Origin of the sequence: Klebsiella ornithinolytica (genome assembly GCF_030505655.1) — a bacterium.
Lineage (GTDB): Bacteria > Pseudomonadota > Gammaproteobacteria > Enterobacterales > Enterobacteriaceae > Klebsiella > Klebsiella ornithinolytica.
In genome coordinates this window covers 732,340-757,675 of sequence record NZ_CP130153.1, presented here as the reverse complement: position 1 = coordinate 757,675, position 25,336 = coordinate 732,340, and the positions used below count along the sequence as shown (strand labels likewise).

Here is a 25,336-nt window from a genome sequence, read left to right as displayed (position 1 = left end):
TCTCTCTCCATTCCGCCCTTACCACCACGAGTACCAGGTCTGGCGCAGGCGTACCAGTGCTTCAAGATAGAAGTAGTCACCCCAGCTGCAGCACTGATCCACCCCTTTTCCACTGCCCATATGATAAACCGAGTGCTTGAGCAGCCCTTCGGTCGGGTCATCGTCGGTCGCCAGATAGTTATCGGTCAGCGACTGGACGATACGCAACGCCATCTCCTCGTAATGCGCGCGATGCTCATCGAGCGCCGGCAGCGCGTTGACCAGCTCCAGCAGGCCACAGGCGGTAATTGCCGCCGCCGAGCTGTCGCGTACCGCGTCGGTACCGAGCAAGGCCAGATCCCAGTGGCACACATCATCTTCCGGCAGGCGGTTCAGGAAGTAGTGGGCCAGACTGCGCGACAGCTCCACCATATTTTTATCACCGGTATAGCGATAGCTGAGCAGGAAGCCGTAGATGCCCCATGCCTGGCCGCGGGACCAGCAGGAGGTGTCGCTATAGCCCTGATGGGTGTTGCCAAAACGCGGCTCGCCGGTGTTCACGTCAATGTAGTAGGTGTGGTAAGTCGAGGCGTCTTCACGCACGATATAGCGCGCCGCCTGTTGCGCATGAGCCGTGGCCGCCTGCGCATAGCGCGGGTCCCCGGTCTGCTCGCTGGCCCAGTAGAGCAGCGGTAAATTCATATTGCAGTCGATGATCATCCGCCCCTGCTGTTCGGGGTCGTTCAGATCCCCCCAGGCCTGAATGATTCTGGCCGTCGGGTTATAGCGCTCCATCAGCGTTTCCGCGGCCAGCAGCGCGCTCTGGCGGGCGGCTTCGTTGCCGGTGAGTCGCCATGCGCTGACGCAGGAGAGGGTATAGAGAAACCCCAGATCGTGCGTCGCCGTATCGATACGCTCCTCGATGCGCCGGGCAAAAGAGGGCAAGTAGCGCTCGGCAGCCTCGCGATAGGCGGGATTACCGCTCATTTCCCACGCCAGCCACAGCTGGCCCGGCCAGAAGCTGGTCGTCCACTCGACGTTTTCAGAGCGTGGCCAGATCCCGTTCTCACAGGCCTCGCCCGGGAATTTATCGCCAAATGCGACAATATTTCTATCGAGCTTGCGGGTCACTCTGGCCAGCGCATCGTCGAGCTTCTGGCGCAGCGCCAGCCGGTCGACCTGATACAGTTCGACGGGACGGAGGGCTTCGGTAATCACCTTTTTGGTCATAACAACTCCTGAATTAATGTTTGGCCGGTTCAACCGGGTTGGTGTCCAGCGCCGGGGAAAAAGGTCGCGATGCGTCCCATGTAGAGCGGCAGCGCGAAAGCGTAAAAGCGGAGATAAGGGTAAACAGCAGGGCGCAGCTGCCCATCAGCAGATAGGTATGCTCAAAACCGATTTTGTCGTAGAGGTAGCCCGCCGGCGGCGCCACCACAATTGAACCCACGTAGATCATCGCCTGATAACCCAGCAGGTACATCGTGGCGTTGACTCGGCGATCAAAGTGCTCGGCAATGTATTTAAAGACCGAAATCAGCAACAGCGCGATTTCGACGCCATAAAACGGTTTAATAATCGAGATGATCAGCGGATCGCTGGTCAGGCCCGAAGCGATCAGCCTGGCCCCGACAACGCAGCCGCAGAACAGCAGCCCCCGTTTTGCGCCGTAGTGATTCACCAACAGCGGAATGAACATCATCATCACGAACTCCATCCCGGACTGCACGGTACTCAGGTAGCCATACCAGGCATTCCCCTGCTCTTTGGTGGCAAAAAAGGAGACGAAGTAGCGTGGAAACTGCTGCTCAGCAATAAACATCATCCATGCGACACCGGCGACATACAGGCTGAACATCCAGAATTTGCGGCTTTTCAGTAACTGCATCACGTCGCTAAAAACGATTTTGTTCGCTGAAATCACGCTGTTATTACGCAGCTGCTCATCGCCAATTTTCAGGCTGATTAACACCAGCAGCATCAGGAGCGATGTACTGCTGCTCAGCAGAAAGTTAGCCAGCGGCGAGAAGTTGAACAGCAGCCCGGAAACGGAGGCGGCCATCGCCCAGCCAAGCGATCCCCACATACGAATACGGCCGAACTCCAGGCCGTACAGCCGGCTAAAACGATCGGCATAGGATTCCGATGCCGCGACGCCCGCATACCAGCCAAGACTTAAATAGAGCGCGCCAAGGGTGATGCCGATCGTCGTGTGGCTTTGCAGCAGGGGTTGATAGACGAAGACAAAGAACGGCGCCATCAGGGCCGACACGGCACAGACAAAATAGAGCAGCCATTTGCTCATACCGATCTTATCCATGATGTAGCCGTAGACCGGCTTCAGGATCACCGCGAACACGCCGTTGATGGCGAATACGCTGCCGATGGTGATGCTATCGAGGCCGACTTTCTGGCTCAGCCACAGCGCGTAGAGGCCAAAGCTGGAGGACCAGGTAAAAAAGTAGAGAAAGATAAAGGCGCTCATTTTGTACTGTGCGCCACGCACAGAGGATGAAGGGGTCATAGGACGTTCTCCGGGGACAGCGTGAGATGTTTTTCTTCCTGTGCCGTCACGAAGCGTACAGCATCATCGCCAATGAAGGCCTGCGGACAACCCTGCGGTGCAAAGGTGTCGGGATTCCCCGCCCAGACCGCGCTTAACAACAGATGAGTTCCTGGTGCTAAATCACCGCGTAACACCGGAACCGCCGCGCGTTCGGCAAACAGCAGATTGCTGTTGGGCGGCGTCAGTATCGCCTCGCCGCAGCGCCTTTGCGGGCTCAGGCAGAGAATGGCCGACGTGTCGGCAGGGGTGATGATCCGGCACCCGCCCTCCCCGTCCAGCACCTGAGGCAGGGGGCGGTTCGGCACGCTGAATCCCCCTTCGGCCGTATCAAGCGCGCGGGCAGTGTGGATTCGATGTACGCGCAGCTGCCAGTCGCCCATCGCGATAAGCCAGGTTGCAATCACCACATCGCGCCACGGCCGCCAGCGGCTATAAATCATGCCATCGGCAGTCGTCACCGCGTCACAGTCGCGCCGCCCGCGCCAGTAATCATCTTTCTCACACAGCAGCAGCATGGAGTCAGGCGCAGCGTGACTTAACCCATAGCGCCCGCGCTCAATGGTGAATCCGTAGCGCGTGGAGTAGGCAAACTTGCAGTATTTCGCTTCGGTATTGACGAAGTTATTCAGCTCAAGCTGGCCGGAGGTCAGCATCCACAGGTGATCGGTCTGATGCACCAGCACCTGGTCGGCATGCTTAATGCTGTGCTGCGCGGCGATCGTTGGCAGCGGAAGCTCCGGCTCCTGCCAGAAGGGATCATCCTCACCCATCGCCAGAACCAGCATGGTTTTCAGGGCCCAGTAGGGAGAACCCGGCGCATTGTAATCCTCCGCCATGATCAGATTCGGGTAGCTATAGCCCACGCTCAGCACGCCATCACGATCGAACAGAGGTTGCTTCAGCCACCAGCGAAGATGGCGCAGGACGATGCCCTTGATCACTCCCGGGGAGAACGCCTCCAGCCCGGCAAAAGCCGCCGCGCTCCAGAAAGCCGCCTGAGCAAAGCGATAGGTCAGGCTGCGACCAAACGGCACGGCCGCCCCGTCGTCGGCAAAAAAATGGATAAAGTCTGCGGAAAACAGCAGCGCCCGATGACGCAGTTCAGCGCAGCGCAGCGGGTCGATATCGGCCATCAGCTTCGCGTAAATCAGCCCGTAGAAGTGAAAGCCCATCGAAATGTAATAGTCCCGCGGCCTGTCCGGGCCATCGGAATACCAGCCGTCGCCCAGGTAGTAGCCCTCCATGGCGCTAAAATGCGCTTCCCGCACCTGAGGATTAGTCGGCATCCCGGCGTGATGAAAACCGACCTGTACCAGAATGGGAAAGAAGTGCCAGTTATTGTCCGGAATCGCCTGCGTTTCACTCTGTTTTAACCAGCGCCAGAGATGGGTTTTCTCCTGCTCGTTGAAATGCGCCAGCACGCGATCGCCCGCCAGCGCTAACAGCAGACCATAGGCGGCCATCTCCACGATGCGCTGATCGTAGGGGTTCACTTCTCCCCAGTAATCGGCATGCTGCGGGTTGGTGCCGTTTTTAATGGCCTGCAGGTAGAAAGAAAACTGTGACGGCTCGCTGCCGCCGGCCAGCAGCGGCGTGACGCCCCACAGCAGACGCGAGAAGGTTTCCATACTCGCCACCTGTTGCCCGTAATGGGCGGTGAAATTCGCCAGATCGACACGGCTGGCATCATTTTTAAAATTGGGCGACACGGCATTCAGCAGCTCATTAACCAGCTGCCGGAGGTCGTTGCGGGTTCTTAAAGGGTTGGTCAGATGAATATTTTCAGGTTGCAAAAGGTCCTCCCGTCATGACACGAGAATTAGATAAGTTATTGTTATTTCGATTTTATAAAATTGTTTATACGTCAACAGGAGGAAGAATAGTCGCTTTTATTTGTGCGGCTAAGTGAGCACAATCACAAAATTAAACCGCCATTTCATTTTGGCTGGATATTTCACGCAGACGGGGGGATAAATTGCAAATGATGGCGTAAAAATTTAAATCTATTGTCCTGGAGGAAAAATGAGTGAACCGCAGCGACTGGAACGCATCACACTCGATAGCCGGGCGATCTCTTTTAACCGCTTGCGCTCAACCAGCGCGTCTTACTATCACTGGCACCAGTGCGTGGAATTCCTCTATATCTCCAGCGGCTATGGCATTGTGGTGGTAGATAACCAGCACTACACCGCTCGCCCGGGACGCATGTTTATTTTTCCACCGTTTCGCCTGCACAAAGTCCAGGTCGACCACAGCGAGAAAAATCCCTACCACCGCACCACGATGCATATTGAACAGTCGGTGGTTGAAAGCATTATGCGGGGGTTTGCGCGCCATCAGGCCCAGTTTGCCGCGCTTGCCGCCAGCAATGCGCCGGCACAAATTTACGACCTCAGCGAACACGGCCCTTTCATGGAGAGAATTCTGACGCAATTTGACGGGCTGTATCACGGCGGGCAGATCGCCACCAGCGAGGTTGCCTTTCTGGTGATGCAGATAATGGGTTTTCTCCCCGCGCTGCCCGAGCCATGTATTCCCCGGCAGCAGACGGTCGCGTCGCGGATTATGAGCTGGGTGGAGGCTCACTACGCCCACAAATTTTCGCTCGATGAACTCGCCCAGGCGCTGGGCCTGTCGCGCAGCTACACCTCGCGCATATTCCGCCAGCAAACGGGCGGCAGCATCCACGAGTATCTGCTGACGCGCCGAATAAAGCGCAGTTGCGATCTCCTGCGTAACACCACCGTCAGTATTGATGAGATTGCGGCCGAAGTCGGGTTTAGCGAAGTCACCTACTTTATTACCTGCTTCAGGAAGATGATGGGCCAGACGCCGCTGCAGTACCGCAAGGCGAGTCTGGCCAGAAACAGCGTGCTCACGTAGCCCGCGGGGCTACTTCGAGACGTCCGCGCCGAAATACTGGCTGGAAATTCGCTGGTAGCTGCCGTCGGCGCGAATATCGGCGATGGCGGCATCGATCGCCTGGCGCAACTCCGGTTCCCCTTTGCGGATTAGCACCGCCTCCTGTTCGGCATCGGTTCTTTCCGCCACGATTTTCACCGGCGCGTCGGGCTTGTGTTTCTTGAAATCGAGGAACGAGAGGTTGCTGTTGATGGTCGCATCCGCGCGCCCCTGTGACACCAGGGCGATTGACTGATCAAAGCCATCCGTTCCCACGACCTCCGCGCCATTTTCACGGGCAATTTGCGCGTAGTTGCTGGTTAACGTATGGGCGGACTTTTTGCCCTTCAAATCTGCAAAGGTGTGAATATCCTGATTATTGTTATTCACGATGAGTACCGCTTTCGGGGTGATATAGGGGACCGAAAAATCATATTTCGCCTGACGCTCCGGGGTGATCGAGACCTGATTAATCACTGCGTCGTAGCGGTGAGCGTCCAGCCCGGCCACCAGACCGTCCCACTTGCCCTCGACAAACTCCGCTTTCACGCCAATCCGGCGGGCAATTTCACGCGCGATGTCGACATCAAACCCCACCAGCTTGCCGGAGGTATCATGATAGGTAAAAGGCGGGAAGGTCCCTTCGGTACCCACTTTAAATACCCCCGCTGATTTTATCTGCGCCAGGTTTTCCCCGGCACAGGCCGCGTGCGTCACGCTCAGCTGAATGGCGGTAGCCAGCAATGCGCTCATCAATACTTTCATCATTCACTCCTTTATCTGAATTGCCGGATTATTTTTTTAAATTTCCCAGGAATCGGGAAACGTCTCGGTCAGCGTGGAAATAAAAAGCTGCGTACGCGTTTTCTTTGCCCGGGTAAAAATGTCCCGCGAAGTCCCGCTCTCCACAATCTGGCCGGATTCGAGGAACACCACCTGGCTGGCAATATTTGCCGCCAGCCGAAGATCGTGGGTCGCCATCAGCATCGTCGTTCCCTCCTGCGCCAGCTGGCGCAAAACGGCAATCACTTCCTGGGATAGCTCAGGATCCAGCGCCGAGGTCGGTTCATCGCAAAGCAGCACTTTCGGCGAGGGGGCCATCGCCCGGGCAATGGCGACCCGCTGCTGCTGGCCGCCGGAGAGCATCGCCGGCCAGGCATGACGTTTGTGCGCCAGCCCGACTTTGGCCAGCAGCGCTTCCGCCCGCGCCCTCGCCCGCTCACGGGGCCATTTCTGCACCACCACCAGCCCCTGCATAATATTTTCCAGCACCGACAGATGCGGAAATAACTGGAAGTTCTGAAAGACCATGCCGGTTTGCTGGCAAATACGCCGAACGTCTTTTCTTTTTGGCGCCGCGGCGGGAGAAAAAATAATCTCCTCATGACCAATCGTTAATTTCCCGGCCTGCGCGATTTCCAGTAAATTAATGCAGCGTAATAATGTACTTTTGCCGCTGCCCGATGGGCCAATCAGCGCCGTCACGCTGCCCTCAGGAATCGTTAGTGAAATATCATGCAGCACCTTCTGGCGGGAGAAACTCTTTTCAAGTCCGGACAGCGTTATCATGATGCTCTTCCTTTACCAGCGTATTTCTTTCTAAACGTAATTCCAGCCGGGACTGTAAATATGATAAGACCGAACTAATTAATAAATAGAGCAGAGCCGCTTCGCTATACAGAATCAGCGGCTGATAGGTGACAGCGGCAATACGCTGGGCGGCTAAAAACAGCTCCGGCACGGTAATTACCGAGGCCAGCGAGGTATCCTTAACTAAGGAAATAAAGGTGTTCGACAGCGGCGGCACCGCCACTCTCGCCGCCTGCGGCAGAATAATATAACGCAGCGATTGCCCCCAGCTCATGCCAATAGAATGCGCGGCCTCCCACTGCCCTTTGGCGACCGACAGCAGCGTCGCCCTGATCACCTCCGAGGTAAAGGCGCCGACGTTCAGGGTAAAGCCGATAACCGCGGCCGGAAAGGCATCAAGGGTGATCCCGACGCTGGGCAGGGCGTAAAAAATCAGAAACAGCTGCACCAGCAAAGGCGTGCCGCGGATAATCCAGACATAAAAACGCACCACGCTTTTCAACGGCGCCGGGCCATATAAACGAATCAACGCGACGATAAACCCCAGCAGCAGACCGAGGGAAAATGAAATTAACGTAATGGGGATAGTAAAAACCAGCCCGGCATAGAGCATCGGCCAAAACGAGCTTATTGCTAATGAAATAAATTCCGGCACATATCACCTTTTTGCAAACCAGCACTTTTTATTACTGCCCTTTCCGGGGAGCAGCTTATTAAAAGAGCTTATCATGCAGAACATCGCCTCAGCATGTATCAATACCGGCATTAAATAGCCGACTTTGTGCTTTGCGCGGCCCGACCGCGACTTCTTGCTGCCGCAGCTGCGGCACGTCGCTGATGCTGCCGGTGAATTAGCGCAGCTGGCGAAAATAATATTAACCAGCCATAACAATGCCTGTCAGCCTATGGAATATTTTCGACAACCCTTTGCCGAAATAAAGATAAGCGCCGCCGGAAAAGCGATAATTCGGTGAAAAATACGGCAAAAAAGGCCTTATCTGGAAATCAACACACCCAGGCGGCTAACAGGCTTTCCCTCCGGACGGCTAAAAAGCATCTTATATTCCATTTCGCTCTTAATGCCGGACAAATATTCTTTAAAATACCAATTTTGCAGACCTACCATTCAAATATCTCGATACGAATGGGCAAATAGTTATGTCAGTCTTTCACTCCATTAGTGACCTTATTGGGCACACTCCCCTGCTTCAACTGCATAAGCTGGATACCGGCCCCTGCAGCCTGTTTTTAAAGCTGGAAAACCAGAACCCCGGCGGGTCGATCAAAGACCGCGTCGCGCTGTCGATGATCAACGAGGCGGAACGGCTGGGTAAATTAAAACCCGGCGGTACCATTATTGAAGCGACGGCGGGTAACACCGGTCTGGGACTGGCGCTTATCGCCGCACAAAAAAATTACGCCCTGACGCTGGTGGTTCCCGACAAAATGAGCCGGGAGAAAATTTTCCATCTCCGCGCCCTGGGAGCCAAAGTGCTCCTCACCCGCTCGGATGTGAATAAGGGCCACCCCGCCTATTATCAGGATTATGCGCGCCGCCTGGCGGAGGAAACCCCGGGCGCGTTCTATATTGACCAGTTCAATAACGAAGCCAACCCGCTGGCGCACGCCACCACTACCGCGCCCGAAATATACGATCAGCTGGACGGCGATATCGACGCCATCGTCGTCGGCGTCGGCTCCGGGGGAACCCTCGGCGGCCTGCAGGCCTGGTTTGCCAGACATTCACCAAAAACCCAATTTATTCTTGCTGACCCGGCGGGCTCGATCCTTGCCGACCAGGTTGAAACCGGGCGCTACGGTGAAACAGGCTCCTGGCTGGTCGAAGGGATTGGCGAAGATTTTATCCCGCCGTTGGCCCATCTGGATGGCGTCCGAACGGCCTATCGCATCAGCGATGGCGAAGCGTTCGCCACCGCCAGACAGCTTTTACAAACCGAGGGGGTGCTTGCCGGTTCGTCAACGGGCACCTTACTGAGCGCCGCGCTGCGCTATTGCCGGGCGCAGACCAGTGCTAAACGCGTGGTCACCTTCGCCTGCGACAGCGGCAACAAATACCTCTCCAAAATGTTTAACGACGACTGGATGCGTCAGCAGGGCCTACTGAGCCGGCCGACCCGCGGCGATTTAACCGATTTTATCGCCCTACGCCACGATGAAGGGGCTACCGTTACCGCCGCTCCGGACGACACCCTCGCCGCCATTCTCGCGCGCATGCGTCTGTATGACATTTCGCAGCTGCCGGTGCTGGAAAACGGCCGCGTCGTCGGCATCGTCGATGAGTGGGATCTGATCAGCCACGTCAAGGGCGACAGCCGACGCTTTTCACTGCCCGTTGGCGAGGCGATGACCCGCAACGTAGAAACGCTGGATAGACACGCGCCGGAAAGCGCACTGAAAGCCATTTTCGATCGCGGCCTGGTGGCCGTTATCGCTGACAACGAACGCTTTTTGGGTCTCATCACCCGCAGCGATGTGCTGACGACCTGGCGCAACCGACTTGAACACTAAGGATGAAAGATGAAAAATTTACATACATTGAGCGTACACAGCGGCGTCTTTAACGATGGGCACGGCGCCGTTATGCCGCCGATTTACGCCACCTCCACCTTTGCCCAACCCGCGCCGGGGCAGCATACCGGCTATGAGTATTCACGCAGCGGCAACCCGACCCGCCACGCGCTGGAGACGGCGATTGCCGAGCTGGAGAGCGGCAGCCGCGGCTACGCGTTTGCTTCAGGGCTGGCGGCGATTTCCACCGTCCTTGAGCTGCTGGATAAAGACAGCCATCTGGTGGCCGTCGATGATGTCTACGGCGGGACCTGGCGCCTGCTTGAGAACGTCCGCCGTCACAGCGCGGGGCTGCGGGTAAGCTGGGTCAAACCCGACGATCTGGTCGCTCTTGAAGCCGCTATCCAGCCGGATACACGCATGATCTGGGTTGAAACCCCGACCAACCCGCTGCTGAAGCTGGCGGATCTCAGCGCTATCGCGGCGATTGCCCGTCGGCACAATATTATCAGCGTCACCGATAACACCTTTGCTTCGCCGGTCATCCACCGCCCCCTTGAGCTGGGCTTCGATATCGTGGTCCATTCGGCGACCAAATACCTGAACGGCCACTCCGACGTTGTCGCCGGGCTGGCGGTCGTCGGTGACAATCGCGAACTGGCGGAGAAGCTGGGCTATCTGCAAAATGCGCTGGGCGGCGTACTTGACCCGTTCAGCAGCTTCCTGACGCTTCGCGGTATCCGGACTCTCGCGCTGCGTATGGAACGTCACAGCAGCAATGCGCTGGCCCTCGCCGAATGGCTTGAACAGCAGCCGCAGGTGGAAAAAGTCTGGTTCCCGTGGCTGGCATCGCATCCCCATCATCAGCTGGCGCGCCGGCAGATGGCGCTGCCGGGCGGGATGATTTCAGTGGTGGTGAAAGGCGATGATATCTATGCGCAGCAGGTCATCAGCAGGTTGAAGCTGTTTACTCTGGCAGAGAGTCTGGGGGGCGTGGAGAGCCTGGTCAGCCAACCGTTCAGCATGACCCATGCTTCAATTCCGCTGGAACAACGGCTGGCCAATGGCATCACGCCTCAGTTGATCCGTCTCTCCGTCGGGATTGAAGATCCGCAGGATCTGATCGCCGACTGGCAGCACGCATTGCGTGACTGAACAAGAAATCCGCCGCCGGAATCATGCTGGTCACGGCAGGCCAGCAGATTTTCATGGCGTAGTGTGGATTTGCCTGATGTATGCCGATGTCTGTCAACGGTGGTTTGGGAGAAGGAACGTTTTGTGGCGCGGGTCTACGGAATCCTGGCAGGCCGCACGCGGGTGCGCCAGCGTTCGCCCGAACGACCTTAAAATAGCCGGCCCGCTAACCGTCGTTCATAAATAGCCTTTTCCCTCTTTCAGCACATGCTCTACGAAGCGGGTCAGCTTCGGCAGCGGGCGAAGATCCTGCCGCCAGAGTAAATGTACCGGGCGCGGATGCGGGGTATAGGCCTCCAGCACGCGCACCAGTTTGCCGCTGGCCAGCGCCGCGCTCAGTAAGACCTCAGGCTGGAGCAGCAGCCCGGCGCCGGCTATCGCCGCCATGCGCAGGCCGTAACCATCATTGCAGCGCAGAATCGCATCGCGCTTCCAGCGCACCGCGTCTTGCGCCCCCGGCAATGTCCACTCATTACGCGCCGTCCACACCGTATGGGACAGGCAAAGGTGATCGACCAAATCCGCCGGTACGACTGGCGTGCCGTGACGAGCCAGGTAAGCGGGCGCGGCGCAAATCACCATCCGATATGGACAGAGATATTTCGCCACCAGATCGGTGTGGTGAATATCACCAATACGGATCGCCAGATCGAAGCCCTCATCGACGAGATCGACCATCCGGTTAGTCAGATCCAGTTCGATGCGAACATCCGGCCACGCCTGTAAAAAAGAGGCGGTCAGCGGCGCAATCACGCAGGCGCCAAAAGAGGTCGGCGCGCTGATGCGCAGCGTCCCGGCCGGCGCCAGTCGCAATCGTTCGACCGAGCTTTCGGCAATCGCAACCTGTTCAAGTACCCGTTTGGCCTCTTCATAATAGACGCGCCCGGCATCGGTCAGACTCTGGCGCCGGGTGTTGCGCTCAAGCAGTCGGGTGCCCAGCTCTCGCTCCGTCAGGGCGATATATTTGCCGACCATCACCGCCGACATCTCCAGCCGCGATGCCGCGTCGGTAAAACTGCCGCACTCCACCACGGCAATAAATGTCTCCATTCCGCGTAGCTTATCCATATTACAAACCTCTGGTTAGTAATCATCTAACTTTTAGCCAGTTTATCCGATAACTGTTTCATTAAAGAATAGAGGCTCACAACCGATCAGGAGTCAGCCATGAAAATCGTCGTTATTGGTGCCAGCGGTACCGTCGGGCGCGCCGTCGCCGAAGAACTGAGCCGTCAACATCAAGTCATTCGCGTAGGTCGCACTCAGGGCGATCTTCAGGTGGATATCACCTCTCAGCCGAGCGTCGAAGCCCTGTTTGAAACTGTCGGCCGGGTCGATGCGATTGTCTCGGCCACCGGCAATCTGTTCTTTGGCCCGCTGGCGTCCATGACGGACCGGGATTTCAACCAGGGCCTGCAGGACAAACTGCTGGGGCAAATCCGCCTGGCGCTAACCGGGCAGCATTACCTCAATGAAGGCGGTTCGATTACGCTTATCAGCGGCATTGTGGCCCATGAACCGATTGCCCAGGGCGTCAACGCCACAACGGTGAATGCCGGGCTGGAGGGCTTTGTCCGCGCCGCCGCCTGCGAACTACCGCGCGGGATCCGTATCAACCTGATAAGCCCCACCGTATTAACGGAGTCGCTCGCCGCGTATGACGGTTTCTTCCCCGGCTTCACCAGCGTCCCTGCCGCCGCCGTTGCCCAGGCCTATCGCCGCAGCGTGGAAGGGATACAGAGCGGCCGGGTGTACACCGTCGGCTACTGACCGCGAGAGCACCGTCAGCCTCTGCCCGGGCAGAGGCCGTCATCCCCGGCTATTACACCGGGGATGACGGCCGTTTTCAGCAGCGACATTCACGACAAGATAAAGAGAAAAGAGAACACTCCGTGTTGTAAATATTGATCTACTGCACACTCCCGATAAATGCACTTCATGGTGCAGTGCTGCGCACAATATATTCCGTTTCGCCATCCTTTCAACACCTCAATCATCGCACACCGTGGTGTAACAGACTGATTTACAGGGTGTAAGTGGTATTCCCGTATAAATATCATTGCTTAATATTGGCACGACCGCTTTTCCACATATTTATCAGGCCTTTCTCATTCGACGGTACAACCAATCATTCCAGGCAATGGCCACCGCCACGGAGTTTTATCTGCCTGAAAATAGCCTTCCAGCGGGTTAATTATTAAATCCCAATTAAAGCAGCATAAATCGCTAAAAAATAGATTTGACGGTTTATTCAGCGCGTTGATTCAGGATGGCGGATGCAGGTAAAGCATTTTTTTTATATCGACGTTCGACATTTTTAATAATTTCCAAAATGATACGAGATTGTGACAATAGTAAACGAAATGTTATGATGAGTAGATTAGCTGTACTCCTCATTGGAATATCCATCTAACGCTGATTTAGCCCTACAGTGATGAGAGAGCACCATGACTAAACCTCAATCCGTTCACGTTGAAAACCTCGAAAGTAATACTATAAGACCTATTCCTCTTAATATGCGGCACGGTAAACCCGGCGATCTTTTTACCATTTGGTTCGGCTCGAATATCATGTTATTAACCGTGATCACCGGTGCCATGTCGGTGACCATTTTCCACCTTTCTTTTTTCTGGTCCGTTATTGCCCTGCTTATCGGCAGCCTGGTTGGCGGTCTTTTTATGGCATTGCATTCGGCGCAGGGCCCGAGGCTCGGCGTGCCGCAAATGGTGCAAACTAAGGGGCAGTTTGGCTCCTACGGCTCGGTACTGGTAGTATCGATCGTGGTATTAATGTATATCGGATTTACTGCCTCCAGCCTGGTATTAGGCGGGCAGTCAATGCACGCTATCTATAAGCCGATGAACTCCGACGTCGGGATTATTGTCGTCGGGGCACTCAGTTTATTCGCCACCATCTTTGGCTATAAAATCATCCACTCCTACGCCAGAATTATGTCGTGGATTTCCGGTATTGTGCTGGCTGCCACATTTCTGTGGATCGTGTTTGTGCACGGCCTGCCGGTCGATTTCCTCGATCGCGGCGGCTTCAACAAGGTTGGCTTCCTCGGCGCGGTATCCATTGCGGCGCTGTGGCAGCTGGCCTATGCCCCCTATGTCTCTGACTATTCACGCTATATGCCCTACAGCACCAACGATAAAAGCGTTTTTTATGCCAGCTATTTTGGCTGCATTTTAGGCTCCTACCTGCCGATGGTCCTCGGCGTGCTGGTGGCTGTCTGTATTAGTAATGATGATATTATTCAGGGCATTATCGATCTAACCGGCGGAATGGGCGCCGTAGTCATTGTGGTACTGGCGCTGGGGATCGCCGCCACAAACTCCATGATGTTGTACTGCGGGGTTCTCTGCACCTTGACCCTGGGCCAGACTTTTATTGATGGCTGGTCGCCGATGGCCCGCGCCAGAATAATCACCGCCATCCTCACGATGATTCTCGAAATATCGCTGGCGATCTATGGTCAGGAAAACTTTTTATTAATCTACACCAACTTTATTACCGTGCTGTTATATGTGCTGGTGCCGTGGACGGCGATTAATCTGGTGGATTACTACCTGGTCGCCCATGGCGAATATGAGGTTGAGTCCTTCTTTAAACGCGATGGCGGAATCTACGGTTATTTTAATGCCACGGCTATTTTCTGCTATTTACTGGGAATCGCCGTGGAAGTGCCGTTTATGTCGACGGCGATCTATACCGGACCTGTTGCACTGTCATTTGGCGGGGCAGATTTATCATGGATTATTGGTTTGCTGGTCGTTTCTCCTGTCTATTATTACCTCTCCAGAGCGAAGACGGTCAAAAAGATGGCCTTTGCGAAAGAGAAAATTTAAAGCAATATATTCCCTCAGTCATCATTTAGCTCCGGACAGGTTCCGGAGCTTTTTTTATTCCGCCGCGGGCAACAGGAAAAGACCGCGGCGAAATAAAGAACGGCCGCAGCGAAAAGAGATAACGGAAAAAATGCGGGAAAAGAGGATTGCGGAAATGCGCCCGGGTCCGGGCGCAAAAGATTCAGGAGGCCGCCATCCAGTGGCGCAGGTTATCCAGCATCGCCAGACATTGATCCAGCTGGCTCAGAGCAATAAATTCATCCGGCTTGTGTCCCTGCTCCATACTTCCCGGCCCACAAATCAGCGTTGCCACGCCCGCTTCGTCAAACAGCCCACCTTCCGTGCCAAAGGCGACGGTGGAGAAGGTATCATTTCCCGCCCATTGCGCCAGCCAACCGGCAAAGGCCGACTGCGGATCGCTCAGCAGACCGGGATACTGGCTGAGCGGCTGAAAGCGGATCGTTGCCTCCGCCGCCACCGCGCGCATCGCCTGCACCAGTTCATCGTTGGCATACGCCTGCAGCCCGGTGAGCGTCTCGTCGAGCGACACATCCGGCAAATGGCGGATTTCAAAATCGAACTGGCAGCGCTCAGGCACAATATTGAGCGCCGCGCCGCCCGTAATCAGCCCCACCTGAACGGTACTGTACGGCGGGTCGAAACGCGCATCCTGCCTGAGCGCCAGCTTTTCACCCAGTACGCCTAAGCGGGTAATCAGCTTCGCCGCATACTCAATGGCATTCACGCCATCGGGGGCATAGGCCGAATGGCAGGCCTTACCGTGAATATGGCAGCGCATGGCTAGTTTGCCTTTATGGCCGTAGACCGGGCGCATCTCCGTCGGCTCACCGATAATGCACAGGGCGGGCTTATCCTTTGAGGCTTTAAGATGGTTCACCAGACTGCGGACGCCGAGACATCCCACCTCCTCATCATAGGAAAAGGCCAGGTGCAGAGGCATGCTTAACGGCTGTGCGAGGAAGGCGGGAACAGAGGCCAGCACGCAGGCGATAAAGCCCTTCATGTCGGTGCTGCCGCGCCCGTAGCACAGGCCATCGCGGAGGGTGAGTGCAAAAGGAGGGACCGTCCAGCGCTGGCCGTCAACCGGAACCACATCGGTATGGCCGGAGAGCATTACGCCCCCCGGCCCCGGCGGCCCCAGGCGGGCGTAAAGATTGGCTTTTTTGCCGTCGTCATCGTAGAACAGCCGGCATTCAATGCCAAAACCGCTCAGAAAGCGGTTTATGTAATCGATCATCTCGAGATTGGATTCGCGACTGGTGGTATCAAAAGCCAGCAGCGTTGCCAGTATCGACTTCACCTCATTATTCATCGCCCGGTACTCCGTAACTGGGGGCCTCCCGCGGGTCGAGCGCGCGCGTGATATAGGCCTGCATCTGCGGCTCATAGGCCTGCCAGAGCGCGGCCAGCTCGCCAATGGGATCCTCCTCGCTCCAGTCAATACGCAAATCCACCAGCGGCCACGAATAGTCATCCACAACCTTCACCGCCGCAGAGTGAACCGGGCCGGCCTCACCGCCGCAGGCCAGACCGGCCTGTAGCGCGGCCAGCAGGCGCAGCGCCATTTCGCCTTCGCTCTGCTGAAAACCCGTCACCATTGCCTCAATAACCGCCGTGCTGGCCAGCATATTTCCAGCGGCAATGCAGTTTTCTCCTTCGGCAACATGATAAATACCAAGGGTTTTATCGCCGCTGAAGGCGGCGGTTTGTCCGTTGGCGTCGATGGCGATGATCTGCCGGTAGCGGCTAAAATCGTCCTCCGCCAGCGCCCTGCGCAACGCGATGTCCGGCGCGAATCCCTGTTCCAGTTGCGCTAACGCCAGCTGACCCAGCGCCGGTAACGTGATGTTCTGACTGGATACCGCCCCCACCCCGGCCTGTAGCCAGGGACAGCGGGCGCCGACGGCAATGCTGGAGGAGCTGAGCGCAATACCAAACTGCCCGCTTTCCGGGCAATATGCTGCGATAGAAAAGGTCATCGTCGCTCCTTACTTCACGAAATCATCGGGAATGACGGCAATCACATCGATCTCCATCAGCCATTGCGGCTGCGCCAGCGCTGAAATCACCAGCCCCGTGGAGATCGGGAACACCCCCTTCAGCCATTTACCCACCTCCTGATACACCGGCTCACGATAACGTGGGTCAATGATATAGGTCGTGGTTTTCACGATGTGCGACAGGTCGCTTCCGGCCTCTTCCAGCAGCTGTTTGACGTTTTTCATCGCCTGCTCGGCCTGAGCCTGCGGGTCGCCCAATCCGACCAGGTTACCGGCAAAATCGGTTCCCACCTGACCGCGCACGTAGACGGTATTCCCGGCGCGAACCGCCTGGCATAAATCGTTATCCAGGCTCTGATTAGGGTAAGTCTCTTTGGTATTAAACATGCGAATACGGGTATGCGTTGGCATCTTGTTTATCCTGTTTAGTGGGCGAACGTTCAGCGCCGATCGGCGGCCTGGTACTGGCTGTACTTACGCTGAGTGGCAATATGGTCAGCAATGTGTTTTGCGTCATGCCAGACGCCCCAGATGAAGGTTGACCCCCGGCGCGACAGCCACGGCAATCCGAGAAAATAGACCCCGGGTTCGCTGGAGACACCGCGTTGATGCTGCGGACGGCGTTGCTCATTAAAAGCATTCACGTTGAGCCAGCTGTAATCCACCGCGTAGCCGGTCGCCCAGATAATGGTGGCGATCCCCGCCTCCGCGAGATTCAGGGAGAGGATCGGCGAAGTCATGCACGGCGGATCAGGTAAAAACTCGCGGGCGGCAGGTTCTTCCGGTAGATCCAGGCCATTGGCCGCGATGTAGGCATCTGCGGCATCCAGCAGCGCCAGGTAGTTCTCATCCCCGCGACGAATGTTGTCGCACAGATCCGGCTGGAAGGTCGCCATCCCGGATTCAAAGGCTTTCGTCAGCCCGACCAGGGTGATGCCGCGATGCGCCAACTCGCGGAAGTCCACGGTGTGCCCGCCATGGGCGCCGCTGACTGCGATAGTGACATGCTCTTTGCCCGGCGCGCTGGCGGGGGCATCCCACATACCCAGCACCCCCAGCCACCAGCAGAAGTCCCGGTTGCGATATGCGCGCGGCGGGCGGTCATGCGCGCCGACGGATAAATAGACCCGGCGGCCGGCACGCTGAAGCTCGTCGGCAATTTGCACACCGGAAGAGCCCGCGCCAACGACCAGCACGGCGCCCTCAGGAAGCTGCTGCGGGTTGTAGTATCGGGCGGAGTGGATTTGATGAAGGCTGCTCTCTTTTGGCGCAATCGGTGGAATAACCGGTTTTTGAAACGGCCCGGTCGCGGCAACAATACGCTGGGCTTCAATAACGCCCTCCGTGGTCTCAATGGTAAACCCCGGTCGTCCGCTGTTGCGAACCGCGCTTTTAACTTCAACGCCGGTACGCACCGGCAGATTGAATGCCCTGACGTAATCTTCAAAGTATTCCGCCACATCGTCTTTGGGAATGAAGCTATCGGGATTCCCCCCTTTAAATTCCATCCCCGGGAAACGGTCGTGCCACGCCGGACCATTCGCCACCAGCGAGTCCCAACGCCCGCTTCGCCAGGCTTCAGCGATGCGGTTTTTCTCGATAACCAGATGTGAGATCCCCAGCTTCGTCAGATGCTCACTCATGGCAATACCGGCCTGACCCCCGCCAACAATCAACGTATCAATGTTCGTTTTTTCTACGGTCATAAATGTGTCCTTCGAATGGTGTTCAATCGCCAGGAATAAACCACTGCGCAGGACCGAGGTTAATAAACCGTAACAAGCAGGTAAATTATTATAAATTTAGAACCTGAGAATAAAATAGTGATGCAGAGCGCAGCATCTTGAATCTAATGAATAAAAGTATTATTTGCGGGAGATTAACGGTAAAAGATAATCCGGCGAGCAGCCAATTATTCATAAAAAAGAAATCGCAAGCCATCAAGCCTATAAAAAATATATTCAGAGACTCGTTTTTTTATATTTAATATCACCGTCAGAGAGTGACCCGGCCCGCAATAGTACGAGCCGTCTCTTATTCTTCGCTGAATTTACGCCACCCGCGCATCAATGTCCGCCGGGCTGAGTACCGCATGGCGACAATATTCCATAAACAGTTTAGTCGGTTTGGTCGGCTCGCTACTGCGCAGGTGCGCCATCACCAGCGTGGAGTTCGCCATCTCGTCCTGAATTTCCACGCAGCGCACCTGCTGGCCATCGTAGGTCATGTCGGAAACCGGGCGGGTTACCAGCACGGAAAAACCCAGCCCCTGGCCGACCATGCAGCGCACCATCTCAATAGACGGCGAGCTGTAGGCAACCTGAGGGTTATACCCTTTATCTTTGAAAATACTGATGAAATAGTTTCGACTTGGCACCACGTCCAACAGGACCATCGGCAGGTTATTGAGCTCGGAGAGTTTCACTGTCGCTCGCTGCGCCAGCGGATGATGTGCCGGCAGCAGAGCATAAGGCTTCTGCGGTGCATTGAGGCTTTCGGTGTGAATCGCGGTATCCAGCTCAAGATCGTAGAGAAACGCCAGATCGAAACGCCCGCGGTGCAGACCGTGCGTAATTTCATGCTGCTCACCATCGCAAATTTTGAGGGTGATATCGGGATAGATCTTTTTAAATCCGGCAATCAGCGAAGGTAAATAGAGCGGCGCCGCCGTTTCAAAACAGCCTAGTGAAATAATGCCGGAGACCAGTTCATTATCCGCTTTTGAATTTTGCTCAAACTGATACGAAAGCCGCAGCAGCTCCTTCGCCTTTTCATAAAAGCGTTGCCCGCTGGGGGTCATCGACACCCCTTGCGCGTGGTGGCGAATAAAAAACTGCTGTTCAAACATATCTTCCAGGGTTTTCACCGCAATGGAAATTGACGGCTGGGCGATATGTAACTGTCTGGAGGCTTCCGCAATACTCTCTGCTTCGACAACGGCAACAAAGTATTTGAGCTGCTTCAGGGTGAAATGGGGCATGGGACACCTTATTTTTTATTCTCAGAGAGATAAGCTAAATAGCTTTAAACGATGCTCCCCGTCGCCCGCAACCCCGCCAGCGGAAAAAGATCAACAATCCGACGCGGGTCGTATTTTTACAGAAAATTAACAGACAAAGCGCAGGAAAGCTGCGAGCCAACGACAGGCCCGCGGCCTCAGATCGCAAGGAATAAGGGTCATTCATCTTTTTTTCATTACCTGTTATTAAATCAAACAATATTTAATATATTTAAAAGACAGCAGCAGCTGTGCTCAAAAAACCGAAGCATAAAAATAATATCCTTTTAAATACAAACCATTAAAAAATAACCCGCGTGATTTTTATGAATGCCGTCACAGAAATAACCGCCCCGCGCGCCCCTGAGAATTATCCCCTCCCCGGGACTAGCTACGTTTTTTATAGAGGTTACCTAGATTTTTAGTCCTTTCTCGTCGCTGCCTCCTCCTGCATCATGAATCAATAGCAACAAATCAATAACAAACAAGCAACATATCAAGGGAGAGGCGCATGTCTGGTATGTGTGATAGAAATTTCTGGCAGGACAAACTGCGGGAGCAACGCTTTATCAGCCACGCGATCGTCGATGGTCGTCCCTACCTCGCCATCAGCCGTAAAGTCTGCCCGGCCATCAACCCGGCGACCAATAGCGTGCTCGCCGCGGTGACGGCGCTGCAAGCTGACGATATTGATATTGCAGTAAAATCATCCCGCGCCAGCTTCGCCTCCGGCGTCTGGTCCGGTCTGCCGCCGCAGGAACGTAAAACCGTGCTGCTCAGGCTCTCCGCGCTGATTCTCGAACACCGTGAAGAGCTGGCGCTGCTTGAAAGTGCGAGCATGGGGAAACCGGTCAACGATGCGCTGAATATGGATATTCCCGGCGCGGCGCACGTCATGGCCTGGTACGCCGAAAGCGTCGATAAAATTTACGCCGAGGTCGCCCCCACGCGTAAAGGGTCGCTCGCCACCCTCACTCGTGAAGCGGTCGGCGTGGTGGCGGCAATCGTACCGTGGAACTTTCCGCTCGATCTCGCCTGCTGGAAACTCGGGCCGGCGCTGGCCGCCGGGAACAGCGTGATCCTCAAACCCTCAGAAAATTCGCCTTTTTCGGCGCTGCGTCTGGGTGAACTGGCGCTCGAGGCGGGTCTCCCGCCAGGCGTACTGAACGTCGTCACCGGTCTCGGCACAGAAACGGGCGCCGCGCTTGGGCTGCATAACGATATTGATGTCATCACCTTTACCGGTTCGACCGCGGTCGGCAAGGCCTTCATGACCTACTCCGCGCAGTCAAACCTGAAACAGGTCTGGCTGGAGTGCGGCGGTAAAAGCGCCAACATCGTCTTTGCTGACTGCCAGGATCTCGACCTGGCGGCGGAGAAAGCCGCTTTCGGTATCTGTTTTAACCAGGGCGAAGTGTGCTCCGCCAACTCACGGCTGCTGGTAGAACGCGCGATTTATGCCGACTTTATCACCCGGGTACAGGCCAAAATGGAAGCCTGGGCGCCGTCTCACCCCTTTGATCCGACGGCCAAAATGGGCGCGATGGTCAGCGCAGCGCATGCGCAAAAGGTCATACGCGCGATCCGTTCGGCCCAACAGGAAGGTGCACGCGTGCTGACCGGCGGCCGTGAGGTCGAGATTGAAGGGATCGCCAACTACGTTCAGCCCACGCTGCTGGATGGGGTGAACGAAGAGATGTCGCTGTGGAAAGATGAAATTTTCGGCCCGGTGCTTGCCGCTATCCCCTTTGATGATGAACAGCAGGCCATCCAGCTGGCTAATAACCATATTTATGCCCTCGCCGCGTCGATCTGGACAGACGACCTGCACCGCGCGCACCGCGTTGCCGGACGGCTTAACGCCGGCACGGTGTCGGTCAATACCGTGGATGCGCTGGACGTCACCGTGCCGTTTGGCGGCAATAAACAGTCTGGTTTTGGTCGGGATTTGTCGCTGCATGCCTTCGACAAATTCACCACCCTTAAAACGACCTGGTTCCAGTTTCGCTAGCAGGCAACGGCCTCGCCTTGCACTGATTCCGCTTACAGGAGAGATAACATGACCTACCCTATTCACCCGACGCGATCCACCACCGAGTATCAAAGCGGGGATGCCGCACACCATATCCACGCGTTTCTCGACCAGAAAGCGCTGAACGCTGAAGGACCGCGCGTCATGGTACGCGGCGAAGGCCTGTACCTCTGGGACAATGACGGCAACAAGTATCTGGACGGTATGTCAGGGCTGTGGTGTACCCAGCTGGGCTACAGCCGCCAGGATCTGGCCGATGCCGCGGCAGCGCAGTTCGCGAAGCTGCCCTATTACAATATGTTCTTCCACACCACGCACCCGACGGTGATTGAGCTGTCCGAACTGCTTTTCAGCCTGCTGCCCGGGCACTACAGCCACGCCATTTACACCAACTCCGGTTCTGAATCGAATGAAGTGCTGATCCGCACCGTGCGTCGCTACTGGCAGATACTCGGTAAACCGCAGAAAAAGGTGATGATTGGCCGCTGGAACGGCTACCACGGCTCTACCCTCGCCGCCAGCGCGCTCGGGGGCATGAAAGCTATGCACGCCATGGGGGGGATGATCCCCGACGTGGCGCATATTGATGAGCCCTACTGGTATATGCACGGCGGCAACCTGACGCCGCAGGAGTTTGGCCTGCGCTGCGCCCGCCAGCTGGAAGAGAAGATCCTCGAGCTCGGCGCGGAGAACGTCGCGGGCTTTATCGCCGAACCGTTCCAGGGCGCCGGCGGGATGATCTTCCCGCCGGAGAGCTACTGGCCGGAGATTCAGCGTATTTGTCGCCAATACGACGTGCTGCTGTGCGCCGATGAGGTGATTGGCGGCTTTGGCAGAACCGGCGAATGGTTTGCGCACCAGTATTTTGGCTTTGAACCGGATACGCTCTCCATCGCTAAAGGGCTGACCTCCGGCTATGTTCCGATGGGCGGCCTGGTGCTGAGCAAACGGATGGCCGAGGTGCTGGTTGAGAAAGGCGGCGTATTTGCCCACGGTTTGACCTATTCCGGCCACCCCGTCGCTGCGGCCGTTGCCATTGCTAACCTGAAAGCGCTGCGCGATGAAAATCGGGTCACCACCGTATGTGACGACACCGGCCCGTATCTGCAAAAAACGCTGCGTGAGGTGTTTAGCCACCACCCGATGATTGGTGAAATCCAGGGCGCAGGCCTCGTGGCCGCTCTGCAGTTCGCCGAAGATAAGTCGACCCGCAAACGCTTTGCCAATGAAAACGATCTGGCCTGGCGCTGCCGGACTATCGGCTTTGAAGAGGGGGTCATTATCCGCTCAACCCTGGGGCGTATGATTATGGCTCCCGCGCTGATTGCCAGCCACAGCGAACTGGATGAACTGGTCGAGAAGACCAAACGCGCTATCGACCGGACCGCAAAAGAGGTGGGTCTGCTGTAGCTCTTTTGCCGTTAGCGAATAACCGCGCTAACGGCACCTGACCCGCTCGCCCGGAGGTAAAAATAACCTCCGGGATGACATTCCGTTTGTGCAGCAGGTACACTACGCCCCTGTTTCCTCTCCCTGACCACGCCATGCTGAAGAAATTACCTTTTGTCATTCCGCTGCTGGCGCTCATTGCGCTGCTTGTCTGGTGGTTCACGCCCCGCTACTCCGAAGAAGAGATTGCCTGGTACCGTTCGGTTTTCTGTGTCATCGACCACCGGGATAGCCAGGCGTTTCTGCGCGATATGGAAAATATTGTCGAAGGCGGCAATGCCGATTACGCGCTGCACAAAAACCACTATATCCCGGCGCTTGGCGAACGTATGCGTCAGACCTGGCTGCAGCTCAGCCAACAAGAACAAGAGAGCATTGCTCAGGATCAGCAGCGCTGCCGCCAGCTGATGAGCGAAAAACAGCGTTAACGCTTCTTTTGAATTCACCGGCCGCACGGCAATGGCGAGGCCCTGTCCCGCAATGGTATTCTGCCCGCGCTTTTCCCTTTTAAAAATAAGGAAAACAGATCTTACCGGCGGCGATAAAAAAGAGTTGATCTGATATGCACAAGCTCTTACTTTGCTAACCAGTTTTCACACGAGATAAGACGATGCCGACAATAACAGCAAGTAGTATGCAAGAAGCGAAAGAGTTAATTCACTGCGGGAAATACAGGGAAATCGTGCTGAATTTTGATATTGATGCTGATGATTTCTTCACGCTCGCCACCTCCCAGTCCGCGACTAAAGTCACGATGATCAACAGAAACAAGCACTCACCGGTCAAAGCAGAAAAATAATAAAAAACCTCTGAGGTATTCTTTATGTGGCTATTTATTGGCACACTCGGCGTTGCATTTCTCTCCTCACTGATGCTGATTTGGCTCGATGACCGCATCGCCGAAAGCGACTAAACCAGATTAACACTCCGTGCCGCCCGGCGGCGCGGAGTTATTTATATCGCTACAGCGATTTCGCCAGACGCTCCACCGCCGTCATCAGCCCCTCTTCCGAGACCGTAGAGTAGGACAGACGCAGCGTACGGGTATCCGGATTATCGTGATAGAACGCTTCGCCAGGGACAAACACCACGCCGTTTGCCAGCGTTTTCTTCATCCATTCCATGGTATCGAACGAATAGCGGAAGTGAGCCCACAGGAACATCCCGCCTTTTGGTCGGCTGAATGCAATGTGCTCCCCGAGTCGCGACTCCAGCGCATCCGCCAGCGCCACACACTTCTTACGATAATCCTCACGGATCAACGCGATCTGGTTATCCAGGCGATTCATCGCCAGATATTCCGCCGTGATCACCTGCGACAGCATGTTGGTATGCAGATCCGCCGCCTGCTTAACGATCACCGTCTGCTGCGCCAGCCAGTCCGGCATCACAATCCAGCCGATACGCATCCCCGGCGCAAGAATTTTGGAGAAGGTGGAGGTGTAGACCACCTGATCTTCACAGCCCAGCTCAACCGCGTGCTGATACAGCGGACGGCGAACTTCATCGGTAAAGCTGATTTCGCCATAGGGGTCATCTTCGATGATGACAAAATCATGCTGTTTCGCCAGCGCCACCAGGCGGCGACGGCGATCTTCGCTCAGGGTTTTTCCGCCGGGGTTGCCGAAGGTGGGCACCAGATAAACCGCTTTGACGCGGGTCGTTTCCAGCAGGTCGGCCAGCTGTTCGACCAGCATCCCGTTATCGTCGGTATCCACGCTGAGAATATTGGCCTGCGCCAACTGGAATACCTGCAGCGCCGCCAGGTAGGTCGGGCGCTCAACCACAATCGCATCGCCCGGATCGAGCAGCGTACGGGCTACAATATCTAACGATTGCTGAGAACCGGAGGTGATATAAACATGGCTGGCCTGGCAGTCAACGCCGCGCGCCTGACACAGTTCGCTCACGGCCTGACGCAGCGGCGGGTAGCCTTCGGTCAAACCATACTGAAATGCATCGTTGAAGCGCCCGCTCATCACCTGTTGCACAGCCAGATTCAGACCTTCGGTATCAAACAGCTCCGGAGCCGGGATCCCGCCGCCCAGAGAGATAACGCCGGGCAGTTTACTGTGCTTCAGAAGTTCGCGGACGGCGGAGGGCTTGAGTTCACCCGCGCGGACGGCGAGTCGCCTGTCGTGCATATTATTTTCCTTTTCTGTCTTGTTGTTGTCTTTGTGACTTATCGTGTTTGCAGGATTTGTTGCCCGGACAGGCCGTTTACGG

General features: G+C 56.0%; 22 protein-coding genes. 9 read left to right on the top strand and 13 right to left on the bottom strand.

From position 1 onward, the window contains the following. Positions 1-18: 18 nt before the first annotated feature. Genes Q1L34_RS03635 through Q1L34_RS03625 form a run of 3 tightly spaced genes read right to left on the bottom strand, consistent with a single transcriptional unit; the run spans position 19 to position 4,338 of the window. Entirely contained in the window at positions 19-1,209 is a 1,191-nt protein-coding gene (locus Q1L34_RS03635) for a glycoside hydrolase family 88 protein (protein WP_044349572.1), read from the bottom strand. Between the two features lie 13 nt (positions 1,210-1,222). After that, positions 1,223-2,503 carry an oligosaccharide MFS transporter gene (locus Q1L34_RS03630; protein WP_044349570.1) on the bottom strand — a complete coding sequence of 427 codons (1,281 nt, stop codon included), beginning with the start codon at positions 2,501-2,503 and terminating at the stop codon, positions 1,223-1,225. After that, a complete protein-coding gene (locus Q1L34_RS03625) occupies positions 2,500-4,338 on the bottom strand; it encodes a DUF2264 domain-containing protein (RefSeq protein WP_015585720.1) in 1,839 nt (612 codons plus the stop codon). Before Q1L34_RS03625 ends, Q1L34_RS03630 begins: the two co-directional genes overlap by 4 nt. Positions 4,339-4,567: 229 nt before the next feature. On the opposite strand from Q1L34_RS03625, the gene Q1L34_RS03620 reads away from it, so the two are divergent. Continuing rightward, positions 4,568-5,428, top strand: coding sequence for an AraC family transcriptional regulator (locus Q1L34_RS03620; protein ID WP_004867619.1), 861 nt, complete (start codon positions 4,568-4,570; stop codon positions 5,426-5,428). A 9-nt stretch (positions 5,429-5,437) separates the two neighbouring features. Here the strand turns inward: Q1L34_RS03620 and Q1L34_RS03615 are convergent, their stop codons facing one another. From Q1L34_RS03615 to Q1L34_RS03605, 3 genes are read right to left on the bottom strand one after another with little or no spacing between them, the layout of a single operon-like run. Then, the gene (locus Q1L34_RS03615) at positions 5,438-6,211 is read right to left on the bottom strand and encodes an amino acid ABC transporter substrate-binding protein (RefSeq protein ID WP_004867623.1); all 774 of its coding nucleotides are present in this window, start codon (positions 6,209-6,211) and stop codon (positions 5,438-5,440) included. A gap of 36 nt (positions 6,212-6,247) precedes the next feature. Next, entirely contained in the window at positions 6,248-7,015 is a 768-nt protein-coding gene (locus tag Q1L34_RS03610) for an amino acid ABC transporter ATP-binding protein (protein ID WP_064356657.1), read from the bottom strand. Next, positions 6,993-7,649, bottom strand: coding sequence for an amino acid ABC transporter permease (locus Q1L34_RS03605; RefSeq protein ID WP_004867630.1), 657 nt, complete (start codon positions 7,647-7,649; stop codon positions 6,993-6,995). Before Q1L34_RS03605 ends, Q1L34_RS03610 begins: the two co-directional genes overlap by 23 nt. 539 nt (positions 7,650-8,188) lie before the next feature. On the opposite strand from Q1L34_RS03605, the gene Q1L34_RS03600 reads away from it, so the two are divergent. Together Q1L34_RS03600 and Q1L34_RS03595 are read left to right on the top strand one after the other, a co-directional pair. Further along, complete coding sequence (locus tag Q1L34_RS03600) at positions 8,189-9,565, top strand: pyridoxal-phosphate dependent enzyme (protein ID WP_160873388.1); 1,377 nt, start codon at positions 8,189-8,191, stop codon at positions 9,563-9,565. A gap of 9 nt (positions 9,566-9,574) precedes the next feature. Then, positions 9,575-10,720 carry a trans-sulfuration enzyme family protein gene (locus tag Q1L34_RS03595; protein WP_015585718.1) on the top strand — a complete coding sequence of 382 codons (1,146 nt, stop codon included), beginning with the start codon at positions 9,575-9,577 and terminating at the stop codon, positions 10,718-10,720. 216 nt (positions 10,721-10,936) lie between these two features. On the opposite strand, the gene Q1L34_RS03590 is transcribed toward Q1L34_RS03595, so the two are convergent. Beyond that, entirely contained in the window at positions 10,937-11,827 is an 891-nt protein-coding gene (locus tag Q1L34_RS03590; protein WP_048023358.1) for a LysR family transcriptional regulator, read from the bottom strand. Between the two features lie 99 nt (positions 11,828-11,926). On the opposite strand from Q1L34_RS03590, the gene Q1L34_RS03585 reads away from it, so the two are divergent. Together Q1L34_RS03585 and Q1L34_RS03580 are read left to right on the top strand one after the other, a co-directional pair. Continuing rightward, the gene (locus tag Q1L34_RS03585; RefSeq protein ID WP_044349558.1) at positions 11,927-12,529 is read left to right on the top strand and encodes a short chain dehydrogenase; all 603 of its coding nucleotides are present in this window, start codon (positions 11,927-11,929) and stop codon (positions 12,527-12,529) included. A gap of 677 nt (positions 12,530-13,206) precedes the next feature. After that, positions 13,207-14,610, top strand: coding sequence for a purine-cytosine permease family protein (locus tag Q1L34_RS03580; protein ID WP_004867649.1), 1,404 nt, complete (start codon positions 13,207-13,209; stop codon positions 14,608-14,610). Between the two features lie 181 nt (positions 14,611-14,791). On the opposite strand, the gene argE is transcribed toward Q1L34_RS03580, so the two are convergent. The 5 genes from argE to Q1L34_RS03555 all read right to left on the bottom strand — a co-directional run bounded on the left by argE (position 14,792) and on the right by Q1L34_RS03555 (position 19,611). Beyond that, on the bottom strand, positions 14,792-15,943 hold the full coding sequence (argE, locus tag Q1L34_RS03575; RefSeq protein WP_004867651.1) for an acetylornithine deacetylase: 1,152 nt from the start codon (positions 15,941-15,943) through the stop codon (positions 14,792-14,794). After that, complete coding sequence (locus Q1L34_RS03570; RefSeq protein ID WP_004867657.1) at positions 15,936-16,610, bottom strand: DUF1028 domain-containing protein; 675 nt, start codon at positions 16,608-16,610, stop codon at positions 15,936-15,938. The genes argE and Q1L34_RS03570 overlap by 8 nt, the downstream gene beginning before the upstream one ends. Before the next feature lie 9 nt (positions 16,611-16,619). Further along, entirely contained in the window at positions 16,620-17,042 is a 423-nt protein-coding gene (locus Q1L34_RS03565; RefSeq protein WP_004867660.1) for a RidA family protein, read from the bottom strand. A gap of 29 nt (positions 17,043-17,071) precedes the next feature. Then, positions 17,072-18,337: a flavin-containing monooxygenase gene (locus Q1L34_RS03560; protein WP_004867662.1), complete on the bottom strand. Its 1,266-nt coding sequence runs from the start codon at positions 18,335-18,337 to the stop codon at positions 17,072-17,074. A gap of 344 nt (positions 18,338-18,681) precedes the next feature. Next, complete coding sequence (locus tag Q1L34_RS03555; protein WP_032718254.1) at positions 18,682-19,611, bottom strand: LysR family transcriptional regulator; 930 nt, start codon at positions 19,609-19,611, stop codon at positions 18,682-18,684. A gap of 538 nt (positions 19,612-20,149) precedes the next feature. Between Q1L34_RS03555 and Q1L34_RS03550 the strand changes: the two genes are divergently transcribed. The 4 genes from Q1L34_RS03550 (at position 20,150) to Q1L34_RS03535 (ending at position 23,909) form a co-directional block, all read left to right on the top strand. Beyond that, on the top strand, positions 20,150-21,640 hold the full coding sequence (locus Q1L34_RS03550; protein ID WP_015585712.1) for an aldehyde dehydrogenase: 1,491 nt from the start codon (positions 20,150-20,152) through the stop codon (positions 21,638-21,640). 48 nt (positions 21,641-21,688) lie between these two features. Next, positions 21,689-23,071, top strand: a complete 1,383-nt coding sequence (locus Q1L34_RS03545; RefSeq protein WP_118842347.1) for an aspartate aminotransferase family protein — start codon at positions 21,689-21,691, stop codon at positions 23,069-23,071. Positions 23,072-23,205: 134 nt separating this feature from the next. Then, positions 23,206-23,538, top strand: coding sequence for a hypothetical protein (locus Q1L34_RS03540; protein ID WP_004867671.1), 333 nt, complete (start codon positions 23,206-23,208; stop codon positions 23,536-23,538). Between the two features lie 182 nt (positions 23,539-23,720). After that, entirely contained in the window at positions 23,721-23,909 is a 189-nt protein-coding gene (locus tag Q1L34_RS03535; protein WP_004867674.1) for a hypothetical protein, read from the top strand. 163 nt (positions 23,910-24,072) lie between these two features. Here Q1L34_RS03535 and Q1L34_RS03530 read toward each other — a convergent pair whose 3' ends face one another. Then, on the bottom strand, positions 24,073-25,254 hold the full coding sequence (locus Q1L34_RS03530) for an aminotransferase-like domain-containing protein (RefSeq protein ID WP_015585711.1): 1,182 nt from the start codon (positions 25,252-25,254) through the stop codon (positions 24,073-24,075). Between the last annotated feature and the right edge of the window lie 82 nt (positions 25,255-25,336).

Coding starts and splice junctions, on each gene's coding strand:
- Q1L34_RS03545 (WP_118842347.1), top strand. CDS start 21,689: ATGACCTACCCTATTCACCCGACGCGATCCACCACCGAGTATCAAAGC.
- Q1L34_RS03535 (WP_004867674.1), top strand. CDS start 23,721: ATGCCGACAATAACAGCAAGTAGTATGCAAGAAGCGAAAGAGTTAATT.
- Q1L34_RS03620 (WP_004867619.1), top strand. CDS start 4,568: ATGAGTGAACCGCAGCGACTGGAACGCATCACACTCGATAGCCGGGCG.
- Q1L34_RS03555 (WP_032718254.1), bottom strand. CDS start 19,611: ATGCCCCATTTCACCCTGAAGCAGCTCAAATACTTTGTTGCCGTTGTC.
- Q1L34_RS03570 (WP_004867657.1), bottom strand. CDS start 16,610: ATGACCTTTTCTATCGCAGCATATTGCCCGGAAAGCGGGCAGTTTGGT.
- Q1L34_RS03540 (WP_004867671.1), top strand. CDS start 23,206: ATGCTGAAGAAATTACCTTTTGTCATTCCGCTGCTGGCGCTCATTGCG.
- Q1L34_RS03530 (WP_015585711.1), bottom strand. CDS start 25,254: ATGCACGACAGGCGACTCGCCGTCCGCGCGGGTGAACTCAAGCCCTCC.
- Q1L34_RS03585 (WP_044349558.1), top strand. CDS start 11,927: ATGAAAATCGTCGTTATTGGTGCCAGCGGTACCGTCGGGCGCGCCGTC.
- Q1L34_RS03630 (WP_044349570.1), bottom strand. CDS start 2,503: ATGACCCCTTCATCCTCTGTGCGTGGCGCACAGTACAAAATGAGCGCC.
- Q1L34_RS03550 (WP_015585712.1), top strand. CDS start 20,150: ATGTGTGATAGAAATTTCTGGCAGGACAAACTGCGGGAGCAACGCTTT.
- Q1L34_RS03580 (WP_004867649.1), top strand. CDS start 13,207: ATGACTAAACCTCAATCCGTTCACGTTGAAAACCTCGAAAGTAATACT.
- argE (WP_004867651.1), bottom strand. CDS start 15,943: ATGAATAATGAGGTGAAGTCGATACTGGCAACGCTGCTGGCTTTTGAT.
- Q1L34_RS03605 (WP_004867630.1), bottom strand. CDS start 7,649: ATGCTCTATGCCGGGCTGGTTTTTACTATCCCCATTACGTTAATTTCA.
- Q1L34_RS03595 (WP_015585718.1), top strand. CDS start 9,575: ATGAAAAATTTACATACATTGAGCGTACACAGCGGCGTCTTTAACGAT.
- Q1L34_RS03590 (WP_048023358.1), bottom strand. CDS start 11,827: ATGGATAAGCTACGCGGAATGGAGACATTTATTGCCGTGGTGGAGTGC.
- Q1L34_RS03610 (WP_064356657.1), bottom strand. CDS start 7,015: ATGATAACGCTGTCCGGACTTGAAAAGAGTTTCTCCCGCCAGAAGGTG.
- Q1L34_RS03560 (WP_004867662.1), bottom strand. CDS start 18,337: ATGACCGTAGAAAAAACGAACATTGATACGTTGATTGTTGGCGGGGGT.
- Q1L34_RS03635 (WP_044349572.1), bottom strand. CDS start 1,209: ATGACCAAAAAGGTGATTACCGAAGCCCTCCGTCCCGTCGAACTGTAT.
- Q1L34_RS03565 (WP_004867660.1), bottom strand. CDS start 17,042: ATGCCAACGCATACCCGTATTCGCATGTTTAATACCAAAGAGACTTAC.
- Q1L34_RS03615 (WP_004867623.1), bottom strand. CDS start 6,211: ATGAAAGTATTGATGAGCGCATTGCTGGCTACCGCCATTCAGCTGAGC.